Below are 21,174 nucleotides of genomic sequence, written 5' to 3'. Positions count from 1 at the left end.
AAGGAAATAAGATGACACCTTTACCATCGTGTCGACGCGCGTCGGCTAGGCCGCTTTGGTCATTATTACTGTTGCCGTTGATCGTATTCTGCTCGAGCCTGAGCTATGCCGAACCCGCCAAAAAGGCCGAAGATAAAGCCGACAAGCTTGTCCCTGAGGTGGTTAAAACCGAGCATAAGATGACGATTCAAGGGCAAAAAGTCAGTTATCAAGCGATCAGTGGCGAGACTATTTTAAAGGATGATAAAGACGAACCGCTGGCGAGTATTTTCTCTATTAGCTATTTACGTAACGATATTAAAGATAGCAGTACACGCCCAGTCACTTTTATCTTTAACGGCGGTCTGGGCTCGGCCTCGCTCTGGTTGCACATGGGCTTATTTGGTCCTAAACGTGTGGTGGTGCCGGATGCAAAGGACGATGGCGCAGCACCTTATCGTATTGAATCAAACGATTACTCTATGCTTGATGAGTCCGATCTCGTGTTCATCGATCCCGTAGGTACTGGTTTTAGCCGCGCCTTAGGCGATAAAAAAGGTGCGGATTTTTGGGGCGTGAAAGAAGATGCCCAGTCGATTGCCGAGTTTATTCGCCGCTGGTTGATTGAGCATAAACGTTGGAACTCCCCTAAATATTTGGCCGGCGAGAGTTACGGAACTACCCGCGCGGCAGCACTTGTGAATGAATTGCAGGGCGGTTGGACTGACATTTCGGTCAATGGAATTATGCTGATTTCATCCATTCTCGATTTTAGTCATGCCCGCTACCAACCGGGTAATAATCAACCATACATTGGTTTTTTACCGACCATGGCGGCGACGGCTTTTTACCATAATAAAGTCAGCGCTACGGATAAAGCTTTAGGGCTGGAGGCTTTTATTGAGGAGGCGCGCCAGTTTGCGATCAAAGATTATGCCCTCGCGTTGTTGCAAGGCAGCCGCTTAACACCCGAGGCATATCAAGCTGTACGTCAAAGCTTGGCGCGCTTTACGGGTTTAAGTGAGCACTATTTAGATCGTGTTAATTTGCGCGTGAGCGCCAGTCGATACACTAAGGAGCTGCTCAGAGAGCAAGATTTGACGATAGGACGCTTAGACAGCCGCTACACAGGTAAAGACTACGACAGTGGCGGCGACTCAACCGACGATGACCCATCAGGTTATGGGATTGATGGTGCTTATACGGCTGCCATGCATCAATATCTGTATGACGATTTGGGCGTGACCTTATCTCGTCCTTTCAATGTACTTTCCGTTGATGTGAACCGGGGCTGGAACTGGAATATCAGCGGTAAGCAGATGCACTATGTCAACGTCGCGCCTTATCTTGGTCAAGCGCAGCGTGAGAACAAAGATCTGCGGATTTTTGTCGGCAACGGTTACTTTGACTTTGCGACACCATTTTTTGCCACCGAAAATACCTTTGCCGATAACGGCATAGATAATAGTCGTGTGAGTATGCATTACTATAAAGCGGGGCACATGATGTACGTTGAGCCCGAATCCTTAACCCAGTTAGTGAAGGATATCCGTGCTTTTTATCAGCCTAAATAGCCGTTAATTTATCGACAAACGGATTGATTAGCGTTAACGCCTTAATGGCGCGATGCTAGAATAGCAAACAAGTTAAGGCCCCAGAGTTTATCTACATCAATGGGGCCTTTTTATTCGGCGTAAGGTGTGTTCAATGAGTTTTAGTACTTGGTTAGGTTTATTGGCTATTTGTTGTTTGGGGGCTATGTCGCCGGGCCCAAGTTTAGCTATGGTGGTGCGCCATACCTTAGGCGGTGGACGGGGCAAGGGCATAGTGTGTGCGTGGGCACATTCAATAGGCATTGGGATTTATGCGCTGGTGACGTTACTTGGCTTAGCCGTCGTACTTAAAAAGGCGCCCTTAGTCTTTAATGGCATTGCGATTCTCGGTGCTTTGTATCTGGCTTGGATGGGAGTTCAGGCGCTGCGTTCCAAGGGCGGTATGCAAGCTAAATTGGCCGCAGGGGAGGCGACAGATACCTTGACCGCAGCCCGTGATGGTATCGCCATTTCCTTATTCAATCCTAAAATCATGCTATTTTTCCTCGCATTATTCAGCCAATTCGTGATGGTGGCCGACAGCATGACAGCCAAAGCCTTAATCGTTTTTACCCCATTAGTGGTCGATGGTCTTTGGTATACGCTTATTGCTTTGTTGTTGTCCCACTCAAGCGTGTTGCCTAAGTTACGGGAAAAGGCTGGGTTAATTGATAAGTTGTCTGGCGTGGTATTGATACTGCTGGCGATCCGCGTGGTATATACGCTTTAATTATTTATTGCAGGTCATCTGTTTCAACAAACAAAAACGCCATCAATCGATGGCATTTTTTATGTTTTCGCTATGCATGAAAGGCGTGCTTAGCCTTTAAACATTTGCACTGAATTGTCGGTCTCTTCTGCCACCGCTTCTTGGAGAATTGGCGGATTCGCGATGTGATCGTCTAAGTTGTCACTCAGCATTTCTTTGAATTCACTGCTAAACCATTCTAATGCACTTTCTTTCTCGGCGCCGAGATCCGCTGATTTAATTGCGGCTTCGAAGGCGTTAAAACGTGCCGCGGCAAAACGGAGTGCTGTGCCCACTTTACCTACATCTGCTTCTTGTTGACTTAGCTGATTGGCTAAGGCAATAAACTGATCGGCAAGTTCGTAAATGGTGGTGTTGCTCGTGTCGGTCATGGCGTTCACTCTAAAAAGTAACAGATTAAAGTTCGATTCTAACTTAATTGACGTAAGAAGGAATCGTCAGGCATTAACTATTGGGATCTGTGTCGGTAATGACGACTCCGGTTTGGGAGTCATAACTGATTGAGAGTTTGTCGTTTGTTCGATAGAAATAAGTGCACTTGCCAGGATTGGTATAACTGGCTTTGTAGTCGGTTTCTGTCGCATCAACATTTAAGCGCGAGACACTTGGTTGGGTATTTTGGAATAATACTTCCCATACTGAGATACAGTCTTCGACATTATCGAGCGCCGGTGAGGCTTCATTACCAAAGATATAGTGTTGTGCAGGCCAGCCGAAGGCGTTGAAATCCACTTGTTCAGATTGCGCCGTGCCAAATACCGGTAAGTCTTCTTTTGGACCTGAACCCACTTTTACCGCCCAAACGGATCGCGCCAGATTGATAGCTGACTTAAAGCCACCGCCTGCGGCTTTGACTGTTGCGATTTGCGCATCTTGCTGCACATTGATAAATTTTGGCAGGGCCACTACCGCTAAAATACCGAGCACTATGATGACCACCACAAGCTCTATTAAGGTGAAACCCGTTTGATGTCGTTGCATCAATTTATCAGAATGTTGGATCATCATGGCGTATTAGACTGTGCTAGAATGGGCGCACTATAGCATTTAAATTCGAATGTTTTAAATTGAAAGTCTTAAAGCGAAACACTGCAAACATAGCCGTATCACTTATCGACAAGCATAACCTTCAAACTTGCCATTCTACAGCAGGGCTTTTAAGCTAACCCGATAATAGGATTGAGGAAGTAAAATCGTGACTCAGGCGACATGGCAAACATTTATCGATGGGCAAAGGGCTTTGCCTTATTTTCAGCAACTAAGTGCGTTTGTAGACAATGAACGTAGGGTTGGGAAAGTGGTTTATCCACCCGAAGCTGATGTTTTTAATGCTTTTACTATGACTCCGCTTGAAAAGGTCAAAGTGGTATTGATTGGCCAAGATCCCTATCACGGCCCAGATCAAGCCCATGGTTTATGCTTTTCGGTCAAACGCGGTATTAAACCGCCGCCTTCCTTAGCCAATATGTACAAGGAATTAGCGACAGATATTGATGGCTTTACCATTCCATCCCACGGGGATTTATCCGCATGGGCGGAGCAGGGGATCTTAATGCTCAATACGGTGCTGACCGTTGAGCAAGGTAAGGCGCACTCCCATGCCAAAGCGGGCTGGGAAGTGTTTACTGCTGCCGCGCTGGAATTATTAAATCGCCAGACACAGCCGATTATCTTCGTACTTTGGGGCAGTCATGCCATCAAAAAAGGTCAAGTGATTAACGCACCGCAACATCAAGTGCTTACTGGGCCGCATCCTTCACCTTTATCGGCTTATCGTGGTTTCTTTGGCTGTGGGCATTTTTCTCAAGTGAATCAATTATTACTTGAGCGGGGCAAAGCGCCGATCCGCTGGCAGGTTTAATCTTAGGATTGCGGGTATGAGGCAATAAAAAAGGTCTTACTGAGTAAGACCTTTTCTTTGGGCTAAAAACGAATTAACGAGTGATCAATGATTGCGGTCGACCGAAATCTTAGCTAGCGCAACTAAGGCTTGCTTGTAGTCACTATCGGGCAGAATCGATAATGCCTCGATGGCTTTCTCTGATTCTTCAATCGCTTTTTGCTGGGTGTAGTTTAATGCGCCGCAATGGTGTAGTGCTGCCACGATTTTATCTATGGCTTGTGTACCATCGCCTTGCTCAATTGCTTGACGTATGAGGTGTTTCTCTTCGTCTGTGCCATGGGCAATGGCATAGATGAGTGGAAGAGTCGGTTTACCTTCAGCCAGGTCATCACCTATGTTCTTGCCTAGCTCATCACTGTCGGCGGTATAGTCGAGTAAATCGTCGGTAAGCTGGAAGGCGGTACCAAGATACTTACCATAGTTACCTAAGGCGGTTTCTTGCTCTGACGTTGCACCCGCTAACACGCCCGCAAGCAGGGTGGCCGCTTCAAACAACTTAGCGGTTTTGCAATAAATGACCCGCATATAGCTGTCTTCTGTGGTATCAGGATCGTTGCAATTCATCAGTTGCAAGACTTCGCCTTCGGCCAACACGTTCGTGGTATCCGCCAACACTCTGAGCACTTTCATGCTGTCGAGTTCGGTCATCATCTGGAATGAACGGGTATAAAGGAAATCCCCGACCAGCACGCTGGCGCTATTGCCGAATAGTGCGTTGGCGGTTTCTCGTCCGCGGCGCAATGTCGATTCATCAACTACATCATCGTGGAGCAATGAGGCCGTATGGATAAACTCAATAATCGCCGCTAGCTTAAGATGCGCTTCGCCTTCGTAGCTCACCGCACGTGCGGCTAATACCGACAGCAGAGGACGAAGACGTTTACCACCACCATTAATAATGTAAAAACCTAATTGGTTAATTAGGGCGACATCTGATTCAAGCTGTTTATATATCAGCTGATTGACTGCTTGCATATCAGTGTCAGCCAGTTGACGAATAGCGTTTAAATCCATAGTAGACTCTGGTTGTGGGGTCATTACGTACCGGCCCCTGTTTAGGCTCACGTGTTATAATGAAATGAATTTTACCTAAAATTCTGACATATGACAGCACTAGCTCAACTAATGTGAGAGTTAATCCGGTCTTTTTTTATTCTTTCCTAATTAGGGCTTGCCAGAGTTAGATTCTTCGCGTAAACTCCGCGCCCATTGTCAATAAAGTTTTTATAGCACCCTGCCTCATCCAAGAATGAGCCCGCGTGTTAGGAATTGGAGTAAAATAGCTATGTACGCTGTTTTTCAAAGTGGTGGTAAACAACACCGTGTAGCCGAAGGCCACACTGTTCGTTTAGAAAAGTTAGAAGTTGCAACTGGCGAAACTATCGAATTCGATCAAGTTCTTTTGATCGCTGATGGCGAAACAGTGCATGTTGGTGCTCCTTTAGTAGCTGGCGGTAAAGTCGTTGCTGAAGTTGTAAGTCACGGTCGTGGCGATAAAGTAACTATCGTTAAGTTCCGTCGTCGTAAGCATCACGACAAGAAAATGGGCCACCGTCAGTGGTTCACTGAAGTTAAAATTACTGCTATCAACGCATAATAGGAGTCTAACTCATGGCACATAAAAAAGCTGGCGGTTCTACTCGTAACGGCCGCGATTCAGAAAGTAAACGTCTAGGTGTTAAGCGCTTTGGCGGTGAATCAGTTCTAGCTGGTAACATTATCGTTCGTCAACGTGGTACTAAATTCCACGCTGGTGTAAACGTAGGTATTGGTCGTGACCATACTCTGTTTGCTCTGACTGACGGTAAAGTGAAATTCGAAGTTAAAGGCGCTAATAACCGTAAGTTTATTAGCATCGAAGCTTAATTTTCGAACCTAGCTTATACTGTTAAAGCCCCGCCATTGGTGGGGCTTTCTGTTTTTTGTGCTTCTATTTACGCCGTGTAGATGCTTGAGTTGGTAAATGATTACCAAGAATGAGCATTGACAGGTAAGATTGGGAGCAAAGTATCTCGAGTTTTTTGGCGACCAATGAAGTTAGACGGTATAATTGCTTCATTCAGTGGTGCCAGGAGTAAGTATGAAGTTTGTCGATGAGGCAGTAATTAGGGTCGAAGCAGGCGACGGCGGTAGCGGTTGTGTTAGCTTTAGGCGCGAAAAGTATGTACCAGATGGTGGTCCTGATGGTGGTGATGGTGGCGACGGCGGCAGTGTTTTCCTGCAAGCTGACGAAAACTTCAACACCTTGATCGAGTTCCGTTTTGAACGTTTTCACATGGCTGAACGTGGCGAAAATGGTCGTGGCCGTGATTGTACCGGTCACAGCGGTAAAGATCTGATCTTAAAAGTTCCTGTTGGTACTCGCGCGGTCGATCATGATACTGAAGAAGTCCTTGGGGATTTAACGACCCACGGTCAAAAGCTATTGGTTGCCAAAGGTGGTTTCCATGGTTTAGGTAACACCCGTTTTAAGAGCAGTACTAACCGTGCCCCACGTCAAAAGACGTTAGGAACACCTGGTGAAGTTCGTAGCCTTAAATTAGAGTTGTTACTGTTGGCTGACGTTGGTTTGCTTGGCATGCCTAACGCGGGTAAGTCGACATTCATTCGTGCTGTTTCCCGTGCAACGCCGAAAGTGGCTGATTATCCGTTTACAACACTAGTGCCGAACTTAGGTGTGGTTAATCCACGTCCTGGTCAAAGCTTTGTGATCGCGGATATTCCAGGTCTTATCGAAGGCGCAGCCGATGGTGCGGGTTTAGGTATTCGCTTCTTAAAGCATCTTGAGCGTTGTCGTATTCTACTGCACATCATCGACATTGAGCCGATTGACGGAACCGATCCGGTTGAGTCTGCGCGCGCTATCGTTGGTGAGCTTGAGAAATACTCTCCAAAACTGGCAAGCAAGCCACGTTGGTTAGTCTTTAACAAAACCGATTTGCTGCTTGAAGAAGAGCTGCAACAAAAGGTTGATCGCATCGTTAAAGAAATGGGTTGGGAAGGCGACGTTTACACTATTTCTGCCTACAACCGCGACGGCACTAATGAGTTGGCATTAAAGCTCCTCGATTATATTGCGAGCCTGCCACCAGAAGACAATGAAATCGACCCTGACAGTGAAGTCGAGTTCAAGTGGGATAATTATCATCAAGCTAACTTAGATTCAGTGAATGAAGACTATGTTGATGAAGATGATGACGACGACTTTGATGATGACGACTACGACGTAGAAGTTATTTACCAGAGATAATCTTACCGTCTTAATTTTGAGAGTTCCGTGTACGCAGATACTCAAAATGATATTACTCGGCAAGTTGTGCGTGCTGCACAACTGCTACTGGCCTACGGCGCAGAATCTGATTTAGTTGAAGAAATCAGCCAGCGTCTAGGTCAGGCTTTAGGCCTTGCCAGCGTAGAGCTCTCTATTTCCTCCAATTCCCTCGTGTTAACCAGTTTAGTTCATGGTCGCTGTATCACTACGACTCGTCGTATTCGTGAGCATGGCATTAATATGACCATAGTTTGTGAATTACAACGCATCTGTTTATTAGCTGAAAAAGGTCTGTATGGCCCCAACGAAGTCCGTAAACGTTTGGCGCGGATTGAGCCTAAAACCTATCCACCGAGTTTAGTTGTCTTCATGATTGGCCTGTCTTGTGCCAGTTTTTGTCACCTGTTTAAGGGTGATCTTATCTCGTGTGTGATTACCTTTTTTGCCGCAGCTGTGGGCATGTCGGTACGTTTAGCGATTGCTAAGCGGCATTTTAATTTATTGGTTAACTTTGCCGTCACGGCTTTTGTCACCAGTATGTTGGCTCAAACTGGCTATGTGTTTGCATTGAGTGAAACGCCTAAGGCTGCTATGGCCGCGAGTGTGCTAATGCTGGTGCCGGGTTTTCCGATGATCAATGCGATTTCCGACATGGTGAAAGGGCATATGAATGTTGGCATCTCCCGTTGGGGCCATGCGACTTTGCTGACCGTTTCTTCTGTGATAGGCATTACGATTGCGATGCAGATCGGCGGGATTTTCCTATGATGGAATTACTGATAACGCTGCTGCACGATGCTTTTTTCTCAGCAATTCCCGCCGTGGGATTTGCTATGGTGTTTAATGTTCCTAAACGATTTCTTCCCTATTGCGCCTTAGCCGGAGCCATTGGTCATAGCTCGCGTACCTTAATGCTACAGTTTGGTTTACCGATTGAGTGGGCCACATTTGCCGCAGCTGCAATCGTCGGGATTATTACGATAGGGTTTGGAAAGCGCCACTTAGCGCCACCTTTAATGTATGCTGTCGCCGCTATTATTCCTATGATCCCTGGCACTTATGCCTTTAATACTGTCATTGCCTTAGTGCAACTGACTGCCCAGTCTCAGGTGAGCCCTGAACTGACGGCACAAGTGATTAGTAATGGCCTCAAAACCGTCTTTATTCTCGGGGCGTTAGCTGTGGGGTTGGCCATGCCGAGCTTGTTGTATTTCAGAACCCGCCCCGTCATTCAATAATTCTATTTCAATAAAACAGGAGTGAGCATGCGCATTGCTATGATAGCCGCGATGGCAAACAATCGAGTCATCGGAAAAGAGAATAAAATGCCATGGCATCTTCCAGAAGATCTACGTCACTTTAAAGCCATGACCCTAGGTAAGCCTGTGGTGATGGGGCGTAAGACCTTTGAGTCCATTGGTAGACCCCTTCCTGGTCGACATAACATAGTGATTTCACGTCAAACGGATCTCGTCATTCAAGGCGTGACCTGTGTGACCTCTTTTGATGCAGCCAAACAAGCCGCCGGCGAGTGTGAAGAGTTAGTGGTGATTGGTGGCGGACAGCTTTATGCCGAGTTATTACCTTACGCAGATACCTTATATTTGACGCAAATCAAGCTAGAGGTTGAGGGCGATACATTTTTCCCCCATTGGGATGACGGAACTTGGAAAGAAACGGAATCTTTGTCTAGTATAAATGCGGATGGTTTGGAATATCGCTTTATCAATTTGGTGAAAAAATGTTAAATTGCAGCCTCTGTTGTGTACCCTGTGTGTATGGGGCGTCAGTTTATCTAACGTATTGCATCATATCGGACATTTAGTTTTCACGGAAAGAAGAGATAGCCGATTTCGTTATCCTAGATTTCGAACGAGAGCTAAAGCCAAGAGGTCAATACCCTTGAGAGACGAGATGCAGCCCATACAAATTGATAATAAAACTATAAGAAAGTATTAAGGAGTATCGGATGCGTCTTATGCCTGTAGCCTTGGCTGCGTTAATTGGATTGAGCTATATCACTGTACCAACCCCTGCTGTTGCGGGCGTTGATCCACTCGTAGCGAGTATTTGCGATTACGTAAAAGCTAACGATAAAAACCGCCTACGTAAAAAATTAAAAGAAAGCCGCGTTAAGCTACGTCAGATTTACAGTGGCATCAGTTGCGATGGCGCAAGTCTATTGCGTACCGCTTACGGCGCGAGTGCTAACGATGCCGGTGAGTTTGTAGCTAAACGTTTGTCAGTGACGGAACTGAGTGTCGCTGAAGCCGATGGTATGACTATCCAAGCTTGGGCTGAAGCAAACGGTCATGGTGATAGCCCTATCACTGCTGCAGTGAAAGAGCGTCTTGGCGCTGCTGCGGGCGGCGAAGAAGAGTAATCGCTGAGCTGAACTCGTTGCACCGAACTAGCTGCACTTTAGCTCTATTTGCAGCTTAGTGATATTAAGTGACGAGTATTAAGCAACGGCTTTAAGCCATTAGCGTTAAGAGCCTAGTATTAAGCGCTTTGCATTAAACGTCAGGCCTTGAATCAGAACAAATGCCGAACTTAAGTTCGGCATTTTTTATGGCCTTAATTTGCACTAAGTCGGTCAGAGCGAGTGATTGGTATGATAGGGAAAGTAAATTTGGCCCAAAAGAAAGGGCCGCTATGCGACCCTTGGTTTAGTGGATTTTAACAATTAACATTTAGACTCTAAATTCGCCGACTGAGGCTTGAAGCTCTTCGGCTAGTTTGGCGACTTGATGGCTAGACTGAGCCGTTTGATCTGCGCCGATAGCCGTTTCTTCCGAAATGGCAGCAATATGCTCCAGTTTCTCAGACACTTGCTGACTCACTAAATTCTGCTCTTGAGCAGCATGGGCGATATGAGTGCCTGAGTCATAGGCCTTATGCACAGACTGGCTAATGGTTTCGAGGGCAATGTTGGCTTGCTCAGTTTTTTCAACACAGGCATTTGCCTGAGCACGTCCCATATCCATGGCGGCAACGGCTTGCTCTGCACCTTGTTGCAACACTTCGATCATCTGTTGGATCTCTCGGGTCGATACTTGAGTACGTGAGGCTAAGCTACGGACTTCATCGGCAACTACCGCAAAACCACGACCTTGTTCACCGGCTCTAGCAGCTTCAATGGCGGCGTTAAGGGCGAGTAGGTTAGTCTGCTCTGCAATGCCACGGATCACATCCAAAATTGAGCCAATTGAGGCGCTATCAGACTGCACTTTATTGATCACAACGCCTGCCTTTGCCACTTCATCGGCTAAAGCCAAAATAGTCAGTTTGTTCTCTTCGGCAATGGCGCGCATATGCTGAGTTTCTTGGTCGGCTTGCTTGATTTGCTCAAGGGCTTGATCGGCACTTAACGACACCTGCTGCGCGCTAGAGCTCAGTTCTGTGGTTGCAGTGGCCACTTGGTCCACTTGGCTTTTTTGTTCTTGAATACCTGAGGTGGTTTGCGCTGTGATTGCTGACGTTTGTTCAGCTGCCGCGGCCAGTTGGTTCGACCTATCCAAGATACCGATAATCAAACTGCGTAAGCTATCGACGAGACGGTTGCAGTTTTTCGCTAGCTCCGCAAATTCATCGTGTCCAGAGTCATCCAGCTTATGGGTAAGGTTGCCTGAGGCTAAGACGTTAAGGGCATTGTTCACTTGGCTGAGTGAGCGTTTGAGCGGGTTCACTACAGCAAAACTCACAATGACAGCGACAACAATGGCAACTAACACCACAATCATTGTTTGTATGCTAGCAGAGTCAATCTTAGCTATGGTGTCGTTGCTCATGTTTGCGGCAACAAGTTCGATGTTATTACTCACATCATCCATGTTGGAATTAATAACTTTCACGTCTTTTTCGATAATAGCGAGTTTGAGCACAGCTTCTTTAGCATGGGAAAGCTGGCTCGATTTCAGCTGCAACATAGATTGCGGGCCGGTAACGAGCGCTAAAACTTTTTCAATATCTTTAGTGACTGAACTTAAGGTATCCGCATCGACGATACCTTGACCGTGACGATTCACATATTCAAGTTTGTTCTTGGTTTCGCTGATAATGTAGTCAAGTTCTTTAGAGATCAGTTCATGCTTACTGTCTTCTTCATTGGTGACTAAATCTGCGATAGTGGTGATGATATTCCCGAGGCTAGTATCAATCGCGCTGGCTGACGCGGCCAGACTTTGCTCATCGGGATTTTGACTGCTTTCTAAATCAACAATATCGAGCAGTTCCGATGAGGCATCATCGGCGGCATTTTCGAGTTTTTTCTTTAGATTAACTAACTGTTCTTGCTTGCTTAATGAAGCTTCACGTTCGGCGATCATAGCAAGGCTGTCTCGTTCAAAGCTTGAGAAACTACCGCTTAATTGGCTGATTAATGAGGTGAGCTCTGGCTGGCTTTTGACTAATTGGGTGATGTTGGCTATTTCGTTTTTGAACTGAGTTCCATGATCATCGAACACTTTGCGAATACTGGGAATATTGGCCGATTTAGGCGTGTGATAGGCAATCAGGATTTGTCTTTGTTGCTCACTCAAGGTTTCACTGAGGTGATTGGTCGACTTAAGCGCGGGCAAGCTTAATTCTTGCATCATCGCCGAGCTTGCTTTTAGGCTGTTGTTGGTGAGGTAGGATGTAAATCCTAGCACCACGAGCAAAAGCGTGACAATACCAAATCCGCCAATCACTCTGGTGGCTACGTTAAATTTCATAGGATACTCCGATTTTTATTATATTTTTCCAAATGAAAACAGGGCGATTTCAGGGTTAGGCGGCTCAGTCTGTTATCGACTTTAAGCTGTTTTAGTTTAACTCTTTTTTAACTTTTTTTGGGTAATTTTTTGGTCTTTTTCAAGATGCCATAGGGTTAAGTGTTCACCCCAGCAACAACCTGTATCTAAAGCCTTTAATTTACTATCGCCGACATTGCCCATCAGTGCTGCCCAATGGCCGAAAACCAAGGTGTGGCTTTGGCGCAGGGGCGAAGCAAACTCAAACCAAGGTTTGAGTTGTGGATTAGTACAGTTTTCAGGAGGTTGTTTACAATCAAAATCGAGTCTGCCATCGACATAGAGGTAGCGCATGCGTGTTAATGCGTTAATGCAGTAACGTAGGCGCTCTATGCCAATTGCACTTGGGTCCCATTGTTCGGCGCTATCCGAATACATTTGGGCTATCAGTGCCTCAAGATAATCATCTTGTTTGAGTGCGCAACTGACGAGTGCGGCTTCTTCTCTTAATACTTCAAGCGACCACTGCGGTGGCACACCCGCATGACTCATGATGAGTTGGTGTTCGGGTAATTCACGCATTAGGGGTTGCTGTCTCAGCCAGTCAATTGAGGCTGAAATATCGGGCGATTCAAGAATTTCAGTTAAATTATCGCTGGGCTTAGCGCGTTTGAGCTTGCCGTGTAACGCCATTAAGTGGAGATCGTGATTGCCTAAAACCGTTTTAGCGGAATCACCTAAAGAACGAAAAAAGCGCAGCGTAGCTAAGGAGTCTGGTCCACGTGCAACAAGATCACCTACAGCCCAGAGTTCATCACGGGAGGGATTAAAATCGACCTTAGCGAGTAATTTTTGTAATTCAGCGAAACAGCCTTGAATATCACCAACAAAATAATGCGCCACAGTACCCCTTTCCTAATGATATTAATGTAGTAAGCCTGGGGTCGCTAAACGGAAGGGACGGATCGTCGCTTGGAAATGCTCACCCGATTCGCTGACCATACCATAAGTGCCATGCATTATGCCAAGGGGTGTATCGAGCACTGTGCCACTGGTGTATTGATAGGCGGTATTTGGCGCTATGGTTGGTGTTTCACCGACAACTCCGGCGCCTTGGACTTCACTGGTATTGCCATTGGCATCTGTGATTATCCAGTGACGGGTTTCGAGTTTAGCTGCCTGCTCACCTAAATTGATGATAGTGATGGTATAGCTGAAGAGGTATTTTTCATCCTCGGGCGAGGACTGCTGCTCTATATATTCAGTTTTAACTTCAACCCGAATGGAGGTGTCCAATGCGCTCATTCTTGTTCCTAGGCTCTGGTTAAAGGGCACCTAAGTGCCCAGACATATTTATGCTTTCTTATCGCAAACCATGTTAGCCATAGCAACATACTGTTGCACGCTAATCTGCTCTGGGCGTTGACTTGAGTCAATCCCTAATTGCTCGAACTCATCGTCAGATAACATGTGCTTTAAGTTATTACGCAGAGTCTTACGACGCATGTTGAACGCCGTAGTACAAAGGTGACGTAGTACGGTCACATCTTTGCAAGGGAACGGTTTTACAGCGTATGGCAATAAGCGTACGACTGCTGAGTCGACCTTAGGCGCGGGCGTAAAGCTGTGGGGCGGCACTTCAAGAACCGGAACCACTTGGCAGAAGTATTGCGCCATTACCGTTAAACGGCCATAGGCTTTACAGCCTGGGCTTGCCGATAAACGCAGTACCACTTCTTTTTGCAGCATAAAGTGCATGGTTTCAATCTGTTCGGCAAATTCGAACAGGTGGAACATCAGCGGCGTTGAAATGTTGTAAGGTAAGTTACCAAACACTTTCATCTTTTTGCCAGGCACACTCAGTTGACCAAAATCAAACTGCAGTGCATCACCTTGGTGAATGGTCAGTTTATCTTTAAGGACTGGGTGATGATGTAAGCGTTCAACTAGATCGCGGTCAAGTTCGACGACGGTCAGGTTATCTACAGCTTCGGCTACGGGTTCGGTTAAGGCACCAAGGCCTGGGCCGATCTCGACCATCACATGGTGATTATCGGGGGCAATTGCGCCCACAATGCGGTCAATCACATTGCCGTCGGTAAGGAAGTTTTGTCCGAAACGCTTTCTGGCCGTGTGGCCTAAATGTACTTTGTTGCTCATTAATAATGTAATCGTTTAGTTCTTTGAGGATAACTCAATGGCTTTATTCAGAGCACACACAAAGCTGCCAATATCGGCTTTGCCTGTACCCGCGAGATCGAGCGCCGTACCATGGTCAACCGAGGTACGAATATAGGGTAAACCTAAGGTGATGTTTACCGATTTGCCAAATCCTTGTGACTTGAGAACGGGAAGTCCTTGGTCATGGTACATGGCCAAGACGACATCGGCGTCCTGTAAATATTTAGGTTGGAACAGGGTATCGGCGGGTAATGGGCCGACAATATTCATCTGGAACTCTTCTCGCAACTCGTTGAGAGCAGGAATAATCACGTCGATTTCTTCACGCCCTAAATGGCCGTCTTCACCTGCGTGTGGATTAAGGCCGCAAACATAAATCTTCGGTGAAACTATGCCAAATTTGCTGATGAGATCGGCATGTAAAATCTTGATAATATGCTGTAGGCGTTGACGCGTTATCGCTTTTGCAACATAGGCCAGTGGAATATGTGTGGTCACGAGTGCCACTTGTAATCCCGGCGTTGCCAGCATCATCACCACATCTGGGCAATTTGCTTGATGGGCAAAAAACTCAGTATGGCCACTAAAGGAAATACCCGCTTGATTGATAATGCCTTTGTGTACCGGACCTGTCACGACTGCATCAAACTCGCCGCTCATGTTTTTCTCGCCCGCATAACGCAAGGTTTCAACTACATAAGTGCTGTTTTGCTCATCGAGCTGACCGCAAATCGATTCGGTCACTAGCTTGAAGGGGGCAATGGTTAATGTGCCCGCTTCTTGCGGTTTAGGCGCTTGATTTGGCTGGTAAGGACGGAAAGTCACTTGCAAACCGAGTCGTTTAGCACGGCTGGTTAATAATTCTGGATCCGCACAAACGACTAACTCAGCAGGCCAAGCCTGCTGAGCGAGTTGTACGACTAAATCGGGGCCAATACCTGCGGGTTCACCTGGGGTAACGGCAATACGTTTAGTGCTCAATTAACATTAACCTCGATTGGTCTCTGGCTGGAAGATTTCAATGTATGCGTCTGAACGCATTTCGTCTAGCCAGTTTTGCAGTTCTTCGTTAAATTTGCGACGGAAGATCAACTGGTGCGCACGGTTACTGTTGAACTGATCCGTGGCATCGGTTTTTCTGCGTTCTTCTAACTGGGTAATGTGCCAACCGTGAGTGGTACGGAATGGCTCGCTGATCTGGTCGGTTTTTAAACTGTTAAGGGTTTGAGCGAACTCTGGCACGTAAATGCTTGGCTCTGCCCAACCTAATTCGCCGCCTTTAGTGGCTGAACCTGGATCTTCAGAATATTGACGCGCTAGGTCTTCAAACTTAGCTTCACCTGAGCGAATTTGCTTCAGGAATTGCTCAAGCATGGCTTTAGCACGATCTTCCGACAAAATTGGCGATGGTTTGAGCAAAATGTGGCGCGCTCTGACTTCTTCAATTTCTTTGGTTTGTAGGCCGCGAGCATCCATGATCTTAATGATATGGAAACCTGCACCACTCTTAATCGGGCCGATAATGTCACCCGTTTTCGCACCGTTGATCACTTCGGCGAACAGGGTTGGCATTTCGTTGATGTTCATGTAGTCCCAAATACCGCCTTCGAGTGCTTTAGGGCCCGAAGAAGATGCGATAGCAGTACGACGGAAATCTTCACCACTCTTTAAACGCTCCAAAACGATATTGGCACGTTTGCTCGAGGATTCCAGTTGTTCACTGGTAGGATTATTTGGCACGTCAATCAGGATGTGGCCAATTTGGTATTCCACATCTTTCATCCCTTGTTCTTGGATGAGTTTGACTAGGCTAGTAATTTCCTGTGGTGACACTTGGATACGACGTTGTACTTGAATACGTTGAATTTCACCTAAGGTGATTTCTTCGCGCAACTGCTCGCGGTATTGGCTGAAGCTTAACCCTTCGCTTTCAATTTTCTGTTGCATCTGCGCCACAGATATTTTTTGTTCGCGTGCGATGTTTTCAATCGCTTGGTCTAATTGTAAGTCACCAATATGCAGGCCAATACGATCTGCCATTTGCAGTTGTAAACGGGTCAAAATCAAACGTTCAATCACCTGAGTACGCAGGGCACTGTCAGAAGGTAACGATTGGTTTGCCGTTTTGGCATTGGCTTTAACAGTGTCAATCATGTTAGCGATTTCACTTTCGAGCACTATGCCGTCGTTAATTTGGACCGCAACGCGGTCGAGTGGCTGAGGTGCGGCCAATGTAGGTTGGCTGATAGCGAGTGCAAATAAAGCAAAAATCAGATGTTTACTGGGTTTCATCCACAAAATCCTTGGCACGTTCTAAGGTCAGGTTCGACGGCTTAATTGAAATAACTTTACCATTTATATCGAAATTACAGCGAGTTGCCCTAATGTAATTTTTTGGCGATGCATTTGAGTGCATGGTTAACCCTTTAGGTCCGCTTTTATTAGCGTTAGCAAAAGGCAAACGGTAAGGCACTCATTAACCTGTTTGGACTCTCAGTCCTTGTTGAGGTTCAGCAATTTATCACAATTCTTTGCTAATTCCTCAGATAAAGCGGTTTTCTGTAGTTAAACAGGCCGTCATTGAGCATATCTGATACGCCTAATGGGCCAGAACCACCGAGTCCTTTAATGACTAAGTTCAGGTAGAAGCCGCTTTCAAATTGCTCACGGGAGTCGATAGCAGCAGAGCCTATGTTGTCGTCATAATTGGTTTTAATGCGGTAGTGATAACTAAATCGCACCGCATAACAGCATGATTCGTATTGAATACCTGTGTAGGTTTCAATGCCGCGGCTTTCGTTTAAGTCATAATACCAATTACCCACGAAATAGAGATCGTCACTGATAGGCCAAGCACCACGAACGCCCGCTTGGGAGATGTTCACAGTATCATTGGTATTGGAGTTCAATAAATCAGGAACGTAACGATAACTAAATTGCAGTAATTTGTTCGCTTCGGGTCTGAAGTCTAAAGTGACTTCCGTTTTTTTATTTTCGCTGGTGTTGGTGTCGTACTGAATTGCCGCACCCATGTACCAATTATTCGTTAAACGTGTATCTAACTCGGCGGCTAGTACTGATGTAGATTGATTTGATTCAAAAATATTGTCTTCATAACCGACTTTACTGTCTTGCAAGTAAAAAATTTGCCCTAGGCTAAATTTAGTCGCTTCTTGGTTGTGATCGTCGAACAAGCGAGTTGTTAAACCAAGCGTAATTTGATTCGCATCGGAAATGCGATCCAGCCCCGAGAAGCGGCGATCACGGAATAGACCAAAATAGTCATCCTGCAATTGGGCCGTATCATAAATACCTATACCACGTTGGTCTTCGTAGCCGACATAAAGATATTGGAATTGCGGCTCGAGTGTTTGGCGATAGTTTTCATCGAAAAGCTCAGTAAAACGCTCGAAATTAATCTGACCATTAATCCGTACCTGTGGAATGGTTCGGCTTACTATGTCGTCCAGATCTTCATTAGGATCGTTATTCTGTTGCCAATAATTGGTCTGCATTAACTTCACTTGGCTGGTGAGTGAGCCCGAAGGTCCGTGAATCGGCAGAGTCACGCTCGGTGCCATATGTAAACGCGTCGCCGTATTTACATTGTTGTCTTGATGGGCAAAATTAGTCAGCTCCGAATTAAAACCAAAATCTAAATTATTCCAAAAATCGGCAGCACGATAGTTAAAGTTGACCTGAGGCATCACCTGATACGGTTTTTCATCTTCACCGAGTACTTTAATATCTTGGACTCGGGTGCTGATATCCCAGTTACTTTCGAAGTAGCTGATTTCACCTATGCGCGACAATTGGTTGTCGGTAGCACGGTTAACATCCGACTTTAAGTCATTGAAATAGTTGTTGTCTGACACGTCGGTAAAATTAGCTAATACCCGCCAATTCTTGTCGATTGACCCTTGATGTTGCCAGTTATACAGGTAGCGATTAGGGCTACCACTGATCAATTGATCGTTGCCTAGATATTCAAAATTGACTCGACCTTTTTGAGCCTCGCCTGCTAAATAACCAAACTCAGTCTTAGTGAATAAACCACGGTTAGACATATAGTTAGGTGTAAAGGTTAAATCATATTCAGGGGCAATGTTCCAGTAATAGGGCGCAGAAAATTCGACGCCATTGGTGGTACTGGTGCTAAAGCTGGGGTAGAGGAAACCCGACTTACGTTTATCAGAAACCGGCACTGTCATGTAGGGAATGTAGAATACAGGCACGCCGCCGACTCTTAACTTGGCATTCCAAATTTCGCCCCATTCTTCTTCACTGTTAATCTTGATTTTCTCGGCTTCGAGCAGCCAAGAGACATTGTCGGGTGGACAAGTGGTAAAGTTAGTATTGGTTAAAATTAAATTGTTATTGATGGTAATTTGCAGCTTTTCTGCATCGCCATGGACCTGTTGTCCATGCAGCCAATATTGCGCCCCTTTAAGGGTGGCACGATTGGAGCGCATTTGAGCTTGTAATGACTCGGCGGTAACAGTGAAGTTACTGTCTTGGAAGACTAAATTACCATTGGCATCAAACTGTTCGGTCGCTTGATCTAAAATCGCCTCATCGGCCGCTATGTGTCTATCGCCTTGGCTAAAAACCACATCACCACGGAAAATCGCCTGTTTGCCCATTTCGGCATTGGTATTATCAGACGTGATACGAATTTTGTTGAGTTCAGCCGCACTCATCCCTTGGGTTTGAGATACGATACGGGGTACTGGCGGTTCGATTAAGCATTGAGATGCCGAAGCGGTTGGAGAGTCGTCTGCCAGGACTAATTGCGGTAACAGGCTCAGGGCCAGAAGGTATCGGATCTGCATCTTTAGGTCAGTAATTATGATTTCTTATTCTGGACAAGTATGGATGGGGAAAGTTGCAATTTACAAACGCAACGCCGCTTAATAAATCTCTCAATTTCTTAGCTGTTTCCAAATTATATGCCAGCTATAATAAAGCAATTTTTCTTTAAGAGCCATGAAATGACTTTATCCGATCCGAGATTTCTTTCCCTAAATCAGTGGCTGAATGCATATTTTTCCGATGAGGTGACACCGATATTGATTTCCGGTGACGCAAGTTTTAGACGTTACTTTCGGATCACGACGCCCGATGCCACCTTTATCGCCGCCGATTCACCGCCACAACTGGTGCCCATCGCGCCCTTTATCGCCTTATCTAATGCCTATGCCGCCGCGGGATTGACAGTTCCAAAAGTGATCCATGCCGACACTGCTCAAGGTTTTATGCTGATGAGCGACTTAGGCGATACCCAGCTGTTATCTGTGCTTAACGTGCAAAATGTGGCTGACTATTATCGTCAGGCACTCGATTTACTGCCGCAAGTGGCCTCTGTGGTTGCAAGTCAGCATTTTGATAGTGGCCTAGTTGAGCCCTTACCGCTGTACGACGAAGCCTTTGTTCGCCGTGAATTGCACATCTTTACTGAGTGGCTACTCGGCACTCATCTTAATTTGTCATTGGACGAGTCAGAGCTGCAAATGCTAAGCGATAGCTTCGATCTGCTCGTTGATAATGCCCTTTCGCAACCTAGCGTGGGGATGCACAGAGATTTCCATAGCCGCAATCTTATGCTGCAAGCAGGTAAATTGTGCGTAATTGATTTTCAGGATGCTGTCGTCGGCCCTGTGACCTACGACGCGGTATCGCTATTGCGTGATTGTTATATTCGCTGGCCGCAGCCGTTAGTCGCAGACTTGATGCAATATCATTATCAGCAAGCACTCGCGCTAGGCTTCATTCCCGCACTGACTACTTTGGAACAATACCAAACTTGGTTTGATCTCATGGGCTTGCAGCGTCACATCAAGGCGGTGGGGATTTTTGCACGGTTAAATTATCGTGACAGTAAACCTGCGTATATGGCGGATATTCCACTGACATTAACGTATATTGTCGATATTGCCATGCAGTATCCCGAACTCGTGCCATTTGCACACTGGTTGACTCGTCGCGTGTTGCCTGCGTTTACAGCTAGCCAGTCTTTATCTGAGGTTAAGCAATGAAAGCCATGATCTTGGCCGCCGGACGAGGTGAGAGGTTACGGCCGTTAACGGATAATATGCCTAAACCTATGGTGCCAGTATTAGGTAAACCGTTGATTGTTTATCATATTGAAAAACTTGCCGCGTTAGGCATAGTCGATATCGTCATCAACCATGCTTGGCTAGGGCATAAATTAGTCGAGGCGCTGGGCGATGGTAGTGCTTTTGGGGTGCAAATTCGCTATAGCGCCGAAGAGAGTGCGCTCGAAACTGGCGGCGGCATTAAACGGGCTTTGCCTTTGTTGTGTGAGGGTGAAGAGGGTGAAAGTGATGAGCCCTTTTGGGTTATTAATGGTGATGTGTTTATTGATACCTTACCGCCAATCACGCAGCTTGCTGCCGATTCGCTCGCTCATTTGTGGCTAGTGCCTAATCCTGAGCAGCATCCGCAGGGGGATTTCGCCTTGGATGGCAATCGAGTGCAGGAGCTTGGTGAGACTAAATACACTTTCTCTGGCATGGGCATTTATCGGCCGTCGCTGTTTAATCAGACGCCGCAGGGGGCGTTTGCACTCGGTCCGTTGTTGAGAGCACAAATGGCTCAAGGCCGAGTCAGTGGCGGGCTGTTTGAGGGACTTTGGTGCGATGTTGGCACGATAGCACGCTTGCAAGGGCTCGAACTCAGATTACAAAGCAATACCTAAATATCCGTGTTGGCTTATCCATAGGATT

Annotated in this window: 22 protein-coding genes; 12 read left to right on the top strand and 10 right to left on the bottom strand. The window is 46.3% G+C overall.

From position 1 onward, the window contains the following. The first annotated feature begins 11 nt into the window (after positions 1-11). Both MO387_RS13465 and MO387_RS13460 read left to right on the top strand, forming a co-directional pair. Positions 12-1,553, top strand: coding sequence for a peptidase S10 (locus MO387_RS13465; RefSeq protein WP_242326344.1), 1,542 nt, complete (start codon positions 12-14; stop codon positions 1,551-1,553). 133 nt (positions 1,554-1,686) lie between these two features. Beyond that, positions 1,687-2,301 (top strand): LysE family translocator, encoded by a 615-nt coding sequence (locus tag MO387_RS13460; protein WP_006085833.1) that lies wholly within the window; start codon positions 1,687-1,689, stop codon positions 2,299-2,301. An 89-nt stretch (positions 2,302-2,390) separates the two neighbouring features. Here the strand turns inward: MO387_RS13460 and MO387_RS13455 are convergent, their stop codons facing one another. Together MO387_RS13455 and MO387_RS13450 are read right to left on the bottom strand one after the other, a co-directional pair. Then, positions 2,391-2,711, bottom strand: coding sequence for a DUF3144 domain-containing protein (locus MO387_RS13455; protein WP_106649673.1), 321 nt, complete (start codon positions 2,709-2,711; stop codon positions 2,391-2,393). Positions 2,712-2,784: 73 nt separating this feature from the next. After that, positions 2,785-3,348, bottom strand: coding sequence for a prepilin-type N-terminal cleavage/methylation domain-containing protein (locus MO387_RS13450; protein WP_107946702.1), 564 nt, complete (start codon positions 3,346-3,348; stop codon positions 2,785-2,787). A 187-nt stretch (positions 3,349-3,535) separates the two neighbouring features. On the opposite strand from MO387_RS13450, the gene ung reads away from it, so the two are divergent. Further along, on the top strand, positions 3,536-4,201 hold the full coding sequence (gene ung, locus MO387_RS13445) for a uracil-DNA glycosylase (RefSeq protein WP_107946703.1): 666 nt from the start codon (positions 3,536-3,538) through the stop codon (positions 4,199-4,201). Between the two features lie 84 nt (positions 4,202-4,285). On the opposite strand, the gene ispB is transcribed toward ung, so the two are convergent. Then, positions 4,286-5,257 carry an octaprenyl diphosphate synthase gene (gene ispB / locus MO387_RS13440; protein ID WP_159075010.1) on the bottom strand — a complete coding sequence of 324 codons (972 nt, stop codon included), beginning with the start codon at positions 5,255-5,257 and terminating at the stop codon, positions 4,286-4,288. Between the two features lie 271 nt (positions 5,258-5,528). Here ispB and rplU point away from each other — a divergent pair, with 271 nt between their 5' ends. The 7 genes from rplU (at position 5,529) to MO387_RS13405 (ending at position 9,897) form a co-directional block, all read left to right on the top strand. Then, positions 5,529-5,840: a 50S ribosomal protein L21 gene (gene rplU / locus MO387_RS13435; RefSeq protein ID WP_006080526.1), complete on the top strand. Its 312-nt coding sequence runs from the start codon at positions 5,529-5,531 to the stop codon at positions 5,838-5,840. Positions 5,841-5,854: 14 nt separating this feature from the next. Next, positions 5,855-6,109: a 50S ribosomal protein L27 gene (rpmA, locus tag MO387_RS13430; protein ID WP_006080527.1), complete on the top strand. Its 255-nt coding sequence runs from the start codon at positions 5,855-5,857 to the stop codon at positions 6,107-6,109. A 214-nt stretch (positions 6,110-6,323) separates the two neighbouring features. After that, positions 6,324-7,493 (top strand): Obg family GTPase CgtA, encoded by a 1,170-nt coding sequence (gene cgtA, locus MO387_RS13425; RefSeq protein WP_006080528.1) that lies wholly within the window; start codon positions 6,324-6,326, stop codon positions 7,491-7,493. 27 nt (positions 7,494-7,520) lie between these two features. Continuing rightward, positions 7,521-8,282, top strand: coding sequence for a threonine/serine exporter family protein (locus MO387_RS13420; RefSeq protein WP_107946705.1), 762 nt, complete (start codon positions 7,521-7,523; stop codon positions 8,280-8,282). Further along, positions 8,279-8,752 carry a threonine/serine exporter family protein gene (locus MO387_RS13415; protein ID WP_006080531.1) on the top strand — a complete coding sequence of 158 codons (474 nt, stop codon included), beginning with the start codon at positions 8,279-8,281 and terminating at the stop codon, positions 8,750-8,752. Before MO387_RS13420 ends, MO387_RS13415 begins: the two co-directional genes overlap by 4 nt. Positions 8,753-8,779: 27 nt before the next feature. Next, on the top strand, positions 8,780-9,262 hold the full coding sequence (gene folA, locus MO387_RS13410) for a type 3 dihydrofolate reductase (protein ID WP_107946706.1): 483 nt from the start codon (positions 8,780-8,782) through the stop codon (positions 9,260-9,262). Positions 9,263-9,483: 221 nt separating this feature from the next. Beyond that, the gene (locus MO387_RS13405) at positions 9,484-9,897 is read left to right on the top strand and encodes a DUF3718 domain-containing protein (protein ID WP_063883724.1); all 414 of its coding nucleotides are present in this window, start codon (positions 9,484-9,486) and stop codon (positions 9,895-9,897) included. A gap of 310 nt (positions 9,898-10,207) precedes the next feature. Here MO387_RS13405 and MO387_RS13400 read toward each other — a convergent pair whose 3' ends face one another. The 7 genes from MO387_RS13400 to lptD all read right to left on the bottom strand — a co-directional run bounded on the left by MO387_RS13400 (position 10,208) and on the right by lptD (position 19,260). Next, entirely contained in the window at positions 10,208-12,229 is a 2,022-nt protein-coding gene (locus MO387_RS13400; protein WP_107946707.1) for a methyl-accepting chemotaxis protein, read from the bottom strand. Positions 12,230-12,325: 96 nt separating this feature from the next. After that, complete coding sequence (locus MO387_RS13395; protein WP_107946708.1) at positions 12,326-13,150, bottom strand: symmetrical bis(5'-nucleosyl)-tetraphosphatase; 825 nt, start codon at positions 13,148-13,150, stop codon at positions 12,326-12,328. Between the two features lie 21 nt (positions 13,151-13,171). Next, the gene (gene apaG, locus MO387_RS13390; RefSeq protein WP_006080538.1) at positions 13,172-13,552 is read right to left on the bottom strand and encodes a Co2+/Mg2+ efflux protein ApaG; all 381 of its coding nucleotides are present in this window, start codon (positions 13,550-13,552) and stop codon (positions 13,172-13,174) included. 48 nt (positions 13,553-13,600) lie between these two features. Then, positions 13,601-14,407 (bottom strand): 16S rRNA (adenine(1518)-N(6)/adenine(1519)-N(6))-dimethyltransferase RsmA, encoded by an 807-nt coding sequence (rsmA, locus tag MO387_RS13385; protein ID WP_006085825.1) that lies wholly within the window; start codon positions 14,405-14,407, stop codon positions 13,601-13,603. A 15-nt stretch (positions 14,408-14,422) separates the two neighbouring features. Then, entirely contained in the window at positions 14,423-15,409 is a 987-nt protein-coding gene (pdxA, locus tag MO387_RS13380) for a 4-hydroxythreonine-4-phosphate dehydrogenase PdxA (protein ID WP_006085824.1), read from the bottom strand. Between the two features lie 6 nt (positions 15,410-15,415). Then, entirely contained in the window at positions 15,416-16,720 is a 1,305-nt protein-coding gene (gene surA / locus MO387_RS13375; RefSeq protein ID WP_107946709.1) for a peptidylprolyl isomerase SurA, read from the bottom strand. Between the two features lie 242 nt (positions 16,721-16,962). Beyond that, on the bottom strand, positions 16,963-19,260 hold the full coding sequence (gene lptD / locus MO387_RS13370) for an LPS assembly protein LptD (protein ID WP_107946710.1): 2,298 nt from the start codon (positions 19,258-19,260) through the stop codon (positions 16,963-16,965). A 159-nt stretch (positions 19,261-19,419) separates the two neighbouring features. Between lptD and MO387_RS13365 the strand changes: the two genes are divergently transcribed. Then, entirely contained in the window at positions 19,420-20,463 is a 1,044-nt protein-coding gene (locus MO387_RS13365; protein ID WP_234420999.1) for a phosphotransferase, read from the top strand. Then, entirely contained in the window at positions 20,460-21,146 is a 687-nt protein-coding gene (gene murU / locus MO387_RS13360; RefSeq protein ID WP_107402466.1) for an N-acetylmuramate alpha-1-phosphate uridylyltransferase MurU, read from the top strand. The genes MO387_RS13365 and murU overlap by 4 nt, the downstream gene beginning before the upstream one ends. Positions 21,147-21,174: the final 28 nt, after the last annotated feature.

The organism is Shewanella sp. N2AIL, from assembly GCF_022690845.1.
GTDB lineage: Bacteria > Pseudomonadota > Gammaproteobacteria > Enterobacterales > Shewanellaceae > Shewanella > Shewanella baltica.
The sequence above is the reverse complement of the archived record's forward strand: the minus strand, read 5'-3'. Positions and strand labels throughout refer to the sequence as shown.